This is a genomic window from Fluviicola taffensis DSM 16823 (assembly GCF_943372375.1).
Classification (GTDB): domain Bacteria; phylum Bacteroidota; class Bacteroidia; order Flavobacteriales_D; family Crocinitomicaceae; genus Fluviicola; species Fluviicola taffensis_A.
Genome location: NZ_CALRYJ010000020.1, coordinates 22,307 through 35,161 on the forward strand (window position 1 = coordinate 22,307; position 12,855 = coordinate 35,161).

Consider the following 12,855-nt stretch of genomic DNA (forward strand, 5'->3'; position numbering starts at 1 on the left):
AATCAAACCAAAACTTTAATGGAAGCTGGACCAATTAATGAACAAGCAAACTTATTGCATTTAGAAGCCAGGGAAGCCGGACAGGCGGGAAATTATCAATTGGCAACTGAAAAATTACTGGAAGCCATGAAAATAGAACCTTTGTGGGCATATCCGGTTTATGATTTAGCATTTACCTATCTATTGATGGGTGATTTTGATAACGCGTTGAAATATTATCAAGAAACAGATACTTTGGAGCCAGATGGTTTTTTCACAACAAAGACTGCTATTTACACTTTGGAAGGGGAAAAAGAAGGTTTATTTCCGGAAGGTCTTTATACGTTCTATATGCAAATAGAATGGACAGATGAACCAGAGAAGAAATACCATATTGCCAAAAAAATCGTGGATAATGTTCCTTCATTTGCACCAGCATGGAAGGAAATAGCCTATTTACAAACAGATCCTGAAGAACGGTTATATTCAATAGAACAAGGACTTGCAGGAAATCCGGATAGGGAAACAAAAGGAATTTTATTGCTAAATAAGGCAATGATCTTTAGTGAAAAAGGGGATAAAGAAACGGCAAAAAAACTGCTCTCTGAAATCATAGAATCTCAGGAATCGACCATCTCAAATAGTGAAATAGCTAAAGTTGCATTGAAATCAATCAAGGATAACTGATCTTCTTTAATCGGTAATTTAAAAGATACGCCAGATAAGCCATTTGATAATGGCTGTGAATGTTGATTAATTCCCGACCTATTTAATTTGGAATTTTTGTCTGAGAAGTAATAGATATGTTAATATTTGATGTACTAACTATTTAAATCGTTAAGAGTTTGAATTGAAGTGAATTGAGAGCAACCAAACAGGCAAACTTCCGTCTCCGTAATAAGCTATAATACTTGTACTTATGAAAAGATGGTTACTACTCATTTCGTTGACTTCGGGCTTTGCTTTCGGTCAATCCACTCAACTGATCTCTGTTGAAGAATACAATCAATTGAAAATAAACGGGGGCTTGGATCCTGTGATTAATTATCAATTGACAGCAAATACGGAAAATCCGGTTGTCCATTATTCCGGTTCCCAGGAGAAGAATGGTGTTTGTAATTGTATGGTTCCTTTGGACAGTACATTCATTCTTGCAATGCAACCGAATGACGACCAGTATTCAAACCTGATTTCGTTGCCTTTCACCTTTGATTTTTACGGAAATACATACAACTCATTGTACATCAATAACAATGGGAACATTTCCTTCTTGGCACAATACAGCACGTTTACCGCAAATCCTTTTCCGGATTCCAGTTACAACATGATTGCTCCTTTTTGGGGAGATGTGGATACAAGAGATTCCACGATGACAGGAAACATTGGAAATGTTTGGTACAAGTTGACACCAAATGCTCTAGTTGTTGTCTGGGATCACGTGGGATATTTCATGACACATGGAGACAAGACAAACACCTTCCAATTGGTTATTTCCGATGGGACTGATCCATTAATTCCAATCGGAAACAACGTTTCTTTCTGTTATTCAGATATGCAATGGACTACAGGCGATGCTTCTTCAGGAAGTGGAGGTTTCGGTGGAGTTCCTGCTACTGTTGGGGTGAATTATGGAAATGGAGTAGATTACTTCCAGGTAGGACGATTTGACCAACCGGGAACAGGTTTTGATGGACCTTACAACAATTCAGATCAGATTGATTTCCTGGATAACATGGAAATGTATTTCAATGTTGCAGGCGCAAGTTCTTCAAACACACCTCCAATGGTTATCGCTGCCGGAATTTGTGACACGATCGACGTTTATTCCGGTGACACTTTGAAATCAATTCATACCGTAGACTTTACCGTAATGGTTGCAACTCCTGAGATCAATCAGACATTGCAGGTTGGGGTAACTTGTCCGGCATATCCGAATGCGATTTCAGTGACTCAGACACCTATTGGAAATGAGTTTGTGGTTGTAGATATTACATTTGATGCAACATTGGTTCCTCCGGGAATGTACAACGTTTTGATCACCGCTACAGATAACGGAACACCGGTTGCAACTACGACAAAATCAATTCCGATCCATGTTCAGGCTAATACACTCGAATTAGCGGAATTTGAGAATACATTCTCCATTTATCCGAATCCGGGATTTGACAAATTGAACATCCGGTTGAACAATGGGAAGCAAGCAATGGTTGAGGTGGTTGACTTACTTGGAAACTCCGTTTATTCAGGTGAGATCGGTTCCACGAAATCAATTGATATTGCACATTTGAATGCTGGAATCTATGTGGTGAAAGTGACAATGGACAATCAAGTATCAAGCACGCGATTCATTAAGAACTAAGATTCTAAAAATAGATGTAAAAATCCCGCTGTTCTATGCAATAGCGGGATTTTTTTTGCGTTATAATCTATGTGTAAGCGTTTCATTGATAGTATTTTGAACTTTTCATTTTTAATAACCTGTTCATAAACTTTCCTAAAACTTTTAGAGCCTCCTCCATTTTTCCTTAATTTTATAGAAACTCAATGATAGCGTATGTTTGACTGGGAAGACGATAGTGACAATTTTGAGAACCACCTGAATGATGATTTGGCACGTTTCGAATCGCAACTAGAGGCTAACTCGGTTGGGTTTTTCGATAGTGATCGTTTAGAGGCAATCATAGACCATTACTTGATGAATGGCAATTATTCCAAAGGAGAATTGGCAGCAGAAATCGGAATTCAACAATATCCGTTCAATACCTTATTTCAAATCCGAAGAGCGCAGGCAATGTCCGGTTTGGGGAAATTGAAGGAGGCATTGGAATTATTGGATACTGCCGAGCAGATTGATTCCGAATCCATGGAACTTTTTTTAACCAAAGCAACGATATTCAGTCAACTCAGAGATAGTAAAAGGGCGGTGAATTTCTTCCGCAGAGCACTTGAATTAGCTGACCGGGAGGAGAAGGATGAGATATTCTTGGACCTGGCAACGGAATTAGAGCAATTAAAAGACTTTAAGTCTGCTGTTGAAGTTCTGGAAGAAGCCATGCGTTCGAACCCTAAAAACGAGGGAGCTTTGTATGAATTGGCTTTCTGCTTTGATCAGTTGGGAAATAATGCGCGGGCGATTCAGACGTACAGACGGTTTTTGGATGATAATCCCTATTCATTTACCGCTTGGTACAATTTGGGGAATACCTATTCGAAAGAGGAGAAGTTCAGCGATGCAATTACGGCTTACGAATATTGCGTTGCCATTAATGACCGATTTTCACCGGCGTATTTCAATATGGGAAATGCACAATTGACTATCGAACAATACACGCAATCAATTGAATCCTTTGAACGTTGCATCGAAATCGATGGGGACGACCCTTTGACTTATTGTTATTTGGGAGAAGCAAATGAGCAGTTGAACAACCTCACAGTTGCCTGGGATTTTTATCAGAAAGCATTATCACTTTCCCCGACTTTGGCAGAAGCATGGCTCGGACTGGGAATTGTGAAAGATTTACAAGGACACCCGAAGGAAAGCCTGCATTATATCGAAAGAGCATTGGAGTTGGAACCGAATATGGACGGCTATTACCACGTGTATGCCGGAGCGCTTGAAAATGCTGAATTGTTGGAGGAGGCGGAAGAAGCCTATTTGGCTTGTCTGACATTGGATCCTGCCAATGAAGACTGTTTCTTTGATTATGTGGATTTCTTGCTGGAACACCGTGTTGGAGAAGCGAGAACCTTCGTGGAAACCTACCTTTTGAAGCATCAGCTTTTCTTCTCTGCACTTCCGATTATTTACCTGAATTGGGTGGCTGGAAATAAAGAAGGGGCTAAAATGGTGTTGGTTGAGTCCTTCAATAAGGATGCAGAAAAAACAAAAGATGTTTTTATTCGCTATCCGGAATTGGCAGATGTCCAAGAATTAGTAAATTTGACACGCTCTTAGAGTTTAGTTTGACATTTGTCGATATTACCCAATTTACAAAAAATGAATTTTAATTTACCTCATATTCCGGAACGTACAACACAACCGCGTAAAAACGGAATTACAATGATGATGGATAAAGGACTAGGTTTGAATGAAGCAGAGAACTTTATTCAGGCAAATGGTCATTTGACAGACATTGTGAAGTTTGGTTTCGGAACCGCTTATGTTACGAACAACCTGGAAGAGAAGATTAAGTTATATCGCTCTGCCGGTTTAAGAGTGTATTTTGGCGGAACACTTTTCGAAGCATTCTATGCACGTGGTCGTTTCGAGGATTACCTGCGTTTATTGGATAAATACGATATGGACTTAGCAGAGATTTCTGATGGGTCGATTATTATTAATCACAATGAGAAGTTGGAATTGATTCAGCGTTTGGCAAAAACGAGAACAGTCCTTTCAGAAGTTGGGTCGAAAGATTCAGGAATTTTGATTAGTCCGGGAAGATGGATTAAAATGATGAGTTCGGAATTGGAAGCCGGGTCGTGGAAAGTGATCGCAGAAGGTCGTGAGGCTGGAAACGTAGGTGTTTTTCGTCCGAACGGAACAGCTCATACCATGTTGATCAATAAGATCATTGCTAAGGTTAAACCGGAAGATATTTTGTGGGAAGCTCCACAAAAGAATCAGCAAGTTTGGTTCATTAAATTATTTGGAGCAAACGTGAATCTGGGAAACATCGCACCAAACGAAGTGATTCCATTGGAATGTTTACGCTTAGGACTTCGAGGAGATACCTTCTTTGAATTCCTTCCTGATGATTATGCTCAACGACTAAAACAAGTAGACTCAGACGAGCCTGAAGAAGACGAAGAAGCATAATGTTTCAAGCCAGGATTGTATTGAATGGACACGCAGGACCAATTTATGCGGCTTCCTGGGATGGTGAATTCTTATACAGTTCTTCCGGAGATAAATACGTTACTCGTTGGGATTTAGCGACAGGTCTGCAAGACTCTTCTTTTACCGTGAAATTGGAACATGCTGCTTACACTTTGGAAGCGGGCGGTCAGTTCTGTTTTATCGGATGTACCGATGGAACTTTATTGTGTATCGAACCAGCGAGTAAAAAGATTGTCTGGGAACACAATTTCTTTGGAAATGCCTGGTTCTCCATCTTGATTGATCCAATCCGGAATTGGTTGATCGCAGGTGATTCGGAAGGAAATCTGATTGTTTTGGAACCTCAAACTGCAAAACGGATCTTACATCTTCCATTGGCAGCTGGAAAAATCAGGTCACTTACAATTTCAGATAACACGTGTTTTGTCAGCACACAATTAATCGGGATTTTGGTCTTTTCCTGCGAGAACTGGAATGAAATGGCTTCTTGGGAACCGAATGAATTGGGAAGTAATGCCCTTTTGGTGGATTCCGGGAAAAATGAGATCGTCACTGTCGGGAAGGATGCACATATTGCAATCAGTAATTCGGCTTACGAAGTGATTAAACGGATTCCTGCTCATTATCAGACAATTTATGGATTGGTGAAGACTGAAAATCAATTCATTACTGCTTCAATGGACAAGACAATTAAAGTTTGGAACGCTGATTTTTCAAAGGTGGAGCAACGCATGGAGTACAAGAACGGTGGACATAATCGTTCGGTAAACGGAATCGTATTGATTGACAGTCATACTTTCGCAAGTTACGGAGATGATAAAAAAATCATCCTTTGGAAAAAAGACCCCTTGATTTCTTGGTCTGAAAATTGATTCTGAAAAAGGAAATTTGTACATTAGTATCATTATGGACAACGACTTTAATTCTCTCTATCCGCCAAAACCGTTTTTGGAAAAAGAACCAATAAGGCAAGGGCATATTGCTGTAACAGTGTTCTCATTAATGTTATTCGCCTTAAGTTTCCTGATCTTTTTTGACAACCAGATTACCTTTTTAATTGAGTTGATTGCCGTTTTGATTATCCATGAAGGAGGACACTTTCTATTCATGAAATTGTACGGATACGAGAATGTTCGTATGCTCTTTCTTCCTTTGATGGGAGCATTTGTTCATGGACACAAGGAATCTTATCGGCAAAGAGAAAGCCTGATGGTGGTGATGGCCGGACCTTTTCCCGGAATCATTATTGGAATTGCCCTTTGGTTAGTTGGATTCAATTATGAGATCGCTTGGATGGTGGAATCTGCGATGATTCTTTTTGCAGTAAACATACTGAATCTGCTTCCGATCCTTCCTTTGGACGGTGGTCGCATGTTGAGTATCCTGTTTTTCGAACGGATTGAATTATTTCAAGTCATCTTTTCATTCGCTTCTTCTCTGGCATTGATTGCAATCGGTTATTTTCTGGAATTCTATATCATTCTCATATTCGGGTTTTTGATGGGATTTCAGGTCAGAAGCCTGCACCGTCGTTATCTGATCCATAAAGGGCTGAAAGAAGACGATGTGAATTTCAATTCAACCTACGACAATCTTTCAGATCGTTCCTATCACTTTGTAAAAAATCATGTACTGGAAAACACACCGGGTCTTCGGCGTTTCGTTGAAAATATGGAAGGTGAGGAAACCAAAACGGTTGTGGCAAATGAGGTGAAGAACATGCTTGTTCCACCAATGGCGCAGGATGTCAATGGATTTATGAAGGTAATCGTGATTATCGCTTGGATTTTGGCTATTTTAGGTCCCATTTACTTGATGTGGAGTAAGGGTTTTTTTAATGGTGTCGATGCAGTTTAAGGTTGGTCAGAAAGTTTCTTTTTTATACGAAAAAGGCGATGGAATTATTTTGAGTTTGGAGCAACACCGTGCTCATGTCACAGATGATTCCGGTTTTGATCGTTGGTTTCCTCTAAACGAGCTGGTATTCATCCATTCGGAGAAATATGCAGATGATGAGATCACTATTTCGAAAGAAGACCTGGAACCCGAAACAACCTTCCGGATCATTCAGGAACGTGAACGCACAGGAGTGAAGAAGCCCCGAACCGTTTGGGAAATTGACTTGCACATCGAAGAAATTTTGGAATCAACTCAAGGAATGTCCAATACGGAAATTCTCCTCAAGCAAATGGCGGAATTCCGTGCGACCTTCAAAAAAGCAAAAAATCAATCAATCCACAAACTCGTGGTAATTCATGGAGTAGGAGAAGGGGTTCTCAAAAACGAGATTCGTACTTACTTAGCTCAGCAAGATCAAATTGAAGTCTATGATGCCGATTTCCTGGAATATGGAAAAGGAGCAACTGCTATTGAGTTTCATCCGAATTGGTGATTCGTTATGAAAAATCAGCCGATTGATGATTTAAGTTCTATTCAAAACTCTATTCAGAAGGAGGATCCCGTTGTAAAAGTGGTTGCAATTACCCTTTGTATCATCTGTCTGGTATTTAGTTTTCTCTGCATCAAGGATATCACTAATTTAATTAGTGACTACTTTTCTTACCGGCATAAAGATGTTGTTTTCTTTGAAATTCAAAAGATTATAGCGGCTGTTTCCATTTCAAGTATCCCGCTAACGGCTTATTTAGCCTGGCGAAATGGGTTTAATAAACAGGGATTTGTTTCCTATTTGATTTTATTGACAAGTACCCTGGTTTTATTTATAATGCTTTGTTTGCTGGGTATTGAAGTCATATTTGCGTTCTCAAAAACTAGTTTTGTAGGTTCTTGGTCTATTCTTTATCCACCGATTCCTCATTTTTGTTTCAACCTCTTGTTTATTTTGGACGCATTGTTGATTTTTGTGTTGATTCAAATGATTAGCAGGAGAAGAAGAAATAAAAGGTGACTGAATGCTTGCGCTGACCTCATGTCGCCAAAGCTTTAGTGGCGGCACAAGCTACAGCATTGGCGCAGCGGAGTCGAAGGCAACCTTTAATCGCACAAACAATAAGTAGAATCCTCCGTTCCAAAGGTAAATTCACCCTGGTGTTCCCAGTAAATGTATTTCCCGTCTTTGGTTGCATATTTCACGCCACTAGCGGCACGAACCTGTTTCATATCAAATTCCTTATTCAGTTTCGGGCTATTCACTTTAACCGTGATCTTCTCTGTGCTATCCCCATTGGTGACAGTCAAACTTTCTGTGAAGCGGACTTTGAAATCATTTTCGCAATTGAATTCCATGTTGCGATTCTTCTTGATGACATTATTCCCGGCGCATGCACTCAGTAACAGTGTTAAAATAATTCCTGAAGTAAGGTGTTTCATCTAATTGGTTTTAAATAGGATACAAAAATCAACTCAAATCCTTGACCATGACAAAATCGTCCATGACAAATCCATTTCCAATATCAATGACTTCTTCACGATCAATCTTGAAACCTAGTTTTTGATAAAAATAGTAGGCCTTGTTTTTTTTGTTTACATTCAAGTGAAGTAAATGGAGTCCATGAGATTGTGCTTCCCCCATCACTTTTTCCACTAATAATTTCCCAATGCCTAATCCTTGTGTATCCGGTAAAACGTAGAGTTTGTGGATGCGAAGATATTCAGAGGTCGGGTTATGGACTTCAATACCACAAAATCCCAGTGTTTCACCCTGTTTTTCGGCTAGCCAAAATGCTTGATTCGGATCTTGAATTGCAGCCTCTATTTTTGCCTTATTGTACATCAAATCCAGCATATAGCGAATTTGCTCCGAAGAAATCACTTCTTTATAAGCAATGGGCCAAGTTTTTTTGGCGATTTCCTCAATTTTTGAAATATCAGCTTTTCCAGCTGCGCGAATAGTAATCATGTTAAGTGTCTTTTCCAAAGGAATAGATATCGTTGTGATTGAACTCGATTTTGTCTTTCACCTGTTTGATGGTTTTGATCAGGCTGAAGGTGAATTCATCCGAATGCTGTTTCAACCAGTTGAATCCTTCGGGTTCATCGTCGATCGCGATTGCAGCATTGTACAAAAATTCGAATCCATGAACCTGTAGCCAATGTTGGGCGCTTTCGTTTCCTTCAGCAGCATTTACAAAGGCCATCAAATGTGGATATCCGTTTTTCAGTAACCAATCCCGAGCATCCTGTTTCAGGTTGATCGCCTGGTTCAAAAAGAAAATTTCTTCGTAACCATTTTCATAAAGGAACTTTGTCAGATCCTGGTGACCTTCCAAGGCTTTGATCCACGCCAAAATAATTTTGGTAGGATAGTTGAATTCAGCAAATTCGATATTCGCTTTTGCGACCTCCACCTTTTTTTGCTTTTGCTCCAAAGGCTCTTTTCCAAATATGCGTTTAAACCAATTCATTTGACTGCCGGAACCTGATAAAATAAGTATGAAACTAAGATAGCAATAATAATCCCGATTATATCAACAATTAGTCCAACTCCAGCTGCATATCTGGTGTTTTTGATTTTTACGGAGCCAAAATAGACAGCTAGAATATAAAAGGTCGTTTCAGTTCCTCCTTGCATGGTGGCAGCTATTTTTCCAACAAAAGTATCAACTCCTTTAATGGTAGTTGTGGTATTGGACTCGATGACGCTTTGCATCATTGCACGTCCTCCTGATCCGCTGAATGGTTTGATCAATCCAACGGGAAGTGCTTCCACAAATTCGGTGTGTACCATTCCGATTGCAGTGAAAAACCAAACTAATCCATCCTGCATTGCATCCAAGGCTCCGGATGCTCTGAATAATCCGATTGCACAAAGAATAGCGATAACATATGGTACAATAGTAATTGCAACCTGGAATCCTTCCTTGGCACCTTCAATAAATTCTTCATAAACCACCACTTTTTTGCGAATGGCAAGGATCAGGAACAAAAGAATAATTGCAAAGAGAATTCCATTACCCATGATGTTGGAAATGGCTTCAGTATATTGTGGAAACCAAAACGAACAGAGTAGTAGTGACGAGATAAAGCCCAAACCACCAAGGAAATAAGCAAGAACTACTGGATCAATCAATTTGATCCGTTGTTTGATCGCAACTATGATAAGTGCAAACAAGGCAGATAGGAAAGTGGTAATCAGGATAGGGAGGAATACTTCGGTAGTGTTGTCTGAATGGTATTGAGATCGAATAGCAAGAACACTTACCGGAATAATTGTCAAACCTGCTGTATTCAATGCCAGAAACATGATTTGAGCGTTGGAAGCAGTGTCTTTATTGGGGTTTAACTCCTGCATTTCCTGCATCGCCTTTAAACCTAAGGGAGTAGCTGCATTATCCAGTCCGAGCATGTTCGCACTGAAATTCATCATGATAGATCCTGTTGCCGGATGATTCTTGGGAATTTCGGGGAAAATACGAGTAAACAAAGGTGAAATTAATCGGGATAACCAGAGAACAGCTCCACCTTTTTCTCCAATTCTCATGAATCCAAGCCAAAAGCAAAGTGCGCCGGTAAGTCCTAAAGATATTTCAAAACCCGATTTTGCTGAAGCAAACAGGGCTTCCATCATTCGTTTGTAGATATCCAGGTCTTGCCAGAATATCAGCTTACTCGTCCCAACCAAAAAGGCAATGAGGAAAAAGCCGATCCATATTCGATTAAATAACATAAATCAAAAATCGGTATTTAATCGGTTGATTAGTTGGAATGTCTTTCGCAAATATGAACAAAGTTTTCAAGAATTACCACACCATGATTTCCGGAGACTTCCGGGTGGAATTGAACTCCGTAAAGCGGTTTGTTTTGATGCATCATTGCTTCGTTTACTGTTGCGTCAGATACTCCAACGTGAATGAAATCCTTCGGTATGCTAATGGCCTCACAATGATCTTCCATCAATTCGATTTCTGTGGGAAGTTTGTCAAAAAGCGGACAGTCTGTGATGGTTTCAATAATTTGCCAATCGCGGTCTTCACGTTGCCTGTTGGATAAAGCCCCAAAAGTCAGACCAAGCATCTGATGTCCGAAACAAATTCCCAAAACGGGTAAAGTTTCTGTTTTTAGCCATTCAAATTGTTTCAGATAAGGTTCCGTATCCACTTCCGTTATTAGAATCGGGGCTCCGGAGATTACAAAACCAAGTACATCAGTATGTAATTCCCTTTTAAACTCAAACAGGGGAACAACACGCGTATCCATGAATTCATAAATAATGGATTCAATCAACGGTGTTTTGGAACTTCCACAATCGATAATGACAATCATAAATCTATCTGACCAACTCCCTGACGGATAATTTCTGCATTTCCATTTGTGCAATCCACAATGGTGGAGGCATCCAGTTTTCCGGGACCACCATCAATAATCATGGCAACTTCCTCATCATATCGTTCATAAATGGAAGCGGGATCAACAAAATAATCCATGATCTCATCTTCGGAGTCGTGAAGGGAAGTAACAGCTAAGGGATTACCCAACCGTTCAACAATTGCGTGTACGATTTTATTATCAGGAATACGAATCCCGATTTCCTTTTTGCTTGAATCGAATAACTTGGATACTTCATTGGTTGCATCCAGGATGAAGGTGAATGGACCGGGTAAATAGTGCTTCAGCAAGCGGAATGTATTGCGATCCAATTGTTTTACATATTCGGAAACCTGACTCAGATCCGAACAGATGATGGAGAAATTTGCCTTTGAGAGCTTCACATCTTTCCATTTAGCCAATTCAGCTAATCCTTTCTTATTCATGACATCACAAGCAACCGCGTAAACGGCATCTGTAGGAATAATGACGATTCCGCCTTTTTTTAGTTCGTCAATCACTTGTTGAACGAGACGATTGTCAATATTATCCGGATTAATTTCTATGAACATGTTTGAATGATTTGCTTATATAAATTTAGTAAAATTCGATGACAGACGGTTACAAAAATCCCACTTCTCCAGTTTGGAACACCTTTTGTGAGTCAAAATGCAAAAAATGGAAAACACAAATTCTACCGAATAATAGCTTTTTAATTTTGCATTCACCATTTTGAATTAACGAGTATCTTTGCACAAAAACAATTCCTATGAAATACCTGATTCTCCTTTTGATTCCTGTTTTTAGTTTCCAGGCGAAAGCCCAATTGGATCGGAAAGCAATTTATAGTGCTTTGGCAAGTGATTCAAAGGAAGTGGTCCAAAAACAATTGGACGGAATTCAAAGTGTAAAAGAATCTTCTGAGGTGAAAGCGTTTAAAGGGGCGCTTCAAATGAAAGCAGCACAATTTCAAAAAACGGCAAAGGATAAATTAAATCTGTTTAATGCAGGAAAGAAAATCCTGGAGTCGGAAATAAAATCGAATGATGGAAATGCGGAGTACCGTTTTTTGCGTTTATTGATTCAGGAAAATGCACCAAAACAATTGAAATACAGCGGAAACATTGATGATGATGTGATAACGATTGTTGCAGGTTACAGTAAATTGAAGGAATCTACAAAAACTGCTCTTGAATCGTACGCCAAGAAATCTTCGGCGTTGAAAGGATTATTATAAAAATAGGGGCGGAAAATTTTCTGCCCCTATTTTTTATTATTGTACGTCTGCTTTTACCCGAACCACCGTGATTCGCGGATCGGTATTGGCAGTGATTGTAATCGTTTTTTCGCTCACACCTTTTCCATTGGGTTTGAATTTAACCTCAATTTTATCGGATTTACCGGGAGCGATCGGACCTTCGGGTTTACTTGGTGTGGTACATCCGCAACTTGCCTTCACATCTGAAAGGACCAATGGTTTGTCACCTGTATTCGTAACCGTGAACTCACAAAAGTTCTCAGCTCCATCAGCAACTTTTCCAAAATCGTGGATTTCCTTGTCAATTTTCATGGAGGTGACCGATGCAGCTTCAATTGCTTGCTGTTCCTTCAATTCCTTTAAAGCCTTTTCATTGGCTTTAATTGTTTCTGGATCGTCAGCGACTTCCAGCACCATGTTGTTCTCATCCGTTGTTTTTTCTGTATTGCCTGAACAAGCAACGAGTGTTCCGCCTAGTAGTAAAAGGCCGATAAGGAAACTTCTTTTTTTCATT

General features: G+C 39.7%; 15 protein-coding genes. 8 read left to right on the forward strand and 7 right to left on the reverse strand.

Going from position 1 to position 12,855, the window contains the following annotated elements; all coding sequences use genetic code 11:
* Positions 1–18: 18 nt before the first annotated feature.
* From AAG807_RS19005 to AAG807_RS19035, 7 genes are all read left to right on the forward strand, one after another.
* On the forward strand, positions 19–666 hold the full coding sequence (locus AAG807_RS19005; RefSeq protein WP_341907516.1) for a tetratricopeptide repeat protein: 648 nt from the start codon (positions 19–21) through the stop codon (positions 664–666).
* A 232-nt stretch (positions 667–898) separates the two neighbouring features.
* Positions 899–2,338, forward strand: coding sequence for a nidogen-like domain-containing protein (locus AAG807_RS19010; RefSeq protein ID WP_341907519.1), 1,440 nt, complete (start codon positions 899–901; stop codon positions 2,336–2,338).
* Positions 2,339–2,533: 195 nt separating this feature from the next.
* A complete protein-coding gene (locus AAG807_RS19015) occupies positions 2,534–3,934 on the forward strand; it encodes a tetratricopeptide repeat protein (protein WP_341907522.1) in 1,401 nt (466 codons plus the stop codon).
* A 42-nt stretch (positions 3,935–3,976) separates the two neighbouring features.
* Complete coding sequence (locus tag AAG807_RS19020) at positions 3,977–4,798, forward strand: phosphosulfolactate synthase (protein ID WP_341907525.1); 822 nt, start codon at positions 3,977–3,979, stop codon at positions 4,796–4,798.
* The gene (locus tag AAG807_RS19025; protein ID WP_341907527.1) at positions 4,798–5,691 is read left to right on the forward strand and encodes a hypothetical protein; all 894 of its coding nucleotides are present in this window, start codon (positions 4,798–4,800) and stop codon (positions 5,689–5,691) included. Before AAG807_RS19020 ends, AAG807_RS19025 begins: the two co-directional genes overlap by 1 nt.
* Positions 5,692–5,725: 34 nt before the next feature.
* Entirely contained in the window at positions 5,726–6,676 is a 951-nt protein-coding gene (locus AAG807_RS19030; protein WP_341907529.1) for a site-2 protease family protein, read from the forward strand.
* On the forward strand, positions 6,666–7,211 hold the full coding sequence (locus tag AAG807_RS19035) for a Smr/MutS family protein (protein WP_341907531.1): 546 nt from the start codon (positions 6,666–6,668) through the stop codon (positions 7,209–7,211). The genes AAG807_RS19030 and AAG807_RS19035 overlap by 11 nt, the downstream gene beginning before the upstream one ends.
* A 602-nt stretch (positions 7,212–7,813) precedes the next feature.
* Here AAG807_RS19035 and AAG807_RS19040 read toward each other — a convergent pair.
* The 6 genes from AAG807_RS19040 to AAG807_RS19065 are packed head-to-tail and all read right to left on the reverse strand — an operon-like array spanning position 7,814 to position 11,655.
* Complete coding sequence (locus AAG807_RS19040) at positions 7,814–8,149, reverse strand: MliC family protein (RefSeq protein ID WP_341907533.1); 336 nt, start codon at positions 8,147–8,149, stop codon at positions 7,814–7,816.
* Between the two features lie 28 nt (positions 8,150–8,177).
* Entirely contained in the window at positions 8,178–8,678 is a 501-nt protein-coding gene (locus AAG807_RS19045; protein WP_341907536.1) for a GNAT family N-acetyltransferase, read from the reverse strand.
* Position 8,679: 1 nt separating this feature from the next.
* Entirely contained in the window at positions 8,680–9,183 is a 504-nt protein-coding gene (locus tag AAG807_RS19050) for a hypothetical protein (protein WP_341907539.1), read from the reverse strand.
* Positions 9,180–10,445 carry a nucleoside recognition domain-containing protein gene (locus AAG807_RS19055; RefSeq protein ID WP_341907542.1) on the reverse strand — a complete coding sequence of 422 codons (1,266 nt, stop codon included), beginning with the start codon at positions 10,443–10,445 and terminating at the stop codon, positions 9,180–9,182. The genes AAG807_RS19050 and AAG807_RS19055 overlap by 4 nt, the downstream gene beginning before the upstream one ends.
* A gap of 29 nt (positions 10,446–10,474) precedes the next feature.
* A complete protein-coding gene (locus tag AAG807_RS19060) occupies positions 10,475–11,041 on the reverse strand; it encodes a gamma-glutamyl-gamma-aminobutyrate hydrolase family protein (RefSeq protein WP_341907543.1) in 567 nt (188 codons plus the stop codon).
* A complete protein-coding gene (locus AAG807_RS19065) occupies positions 11,038–11,655 on the reverse strand; it encodes an L-threonylcarbamoyladenylate synthase (RefSeq protein WP_341907547.1) in 618 nt (205 codons plus the stop codon). Before AAG807_RS19065 ends, AAG807_RS19060 begins: the two co-directional genes overlap by 4 nt.
* Before the next feature lie 197 nt (positions 11,656–11,852).
* Between AAG807_RS19065 and AAG807_RS19070 the strand changes: the two genes are divergently transcribed.
* A complete protein-coding gene (locus AAG807_RS19070) occupies positions 11,853–12,320 on the forward strand; it encodes a hypothetical protein (RefSeq protein WP_341907549.1) in 468 nt (155 codons plus the stop codon).
* Between the two features lie 36 nt (positions 12,321–12,356).
* Here AAG807_RS19070 and AAG807_RS19075 read toward each other — a convergent pair whose 3' ends face one another.
* Positions 12,357–12,854, reverse strand: coding sequence for a DUF1573 domain-containing protein (locus tag AAG807_RS19075; protein ID WP_341907551.1), 498 nt, complete (start codon positions 12,852–12,854; stop codon positions 12,357–12,359).
* Position 12,855 lies beyond the last annotated feature (1 nt).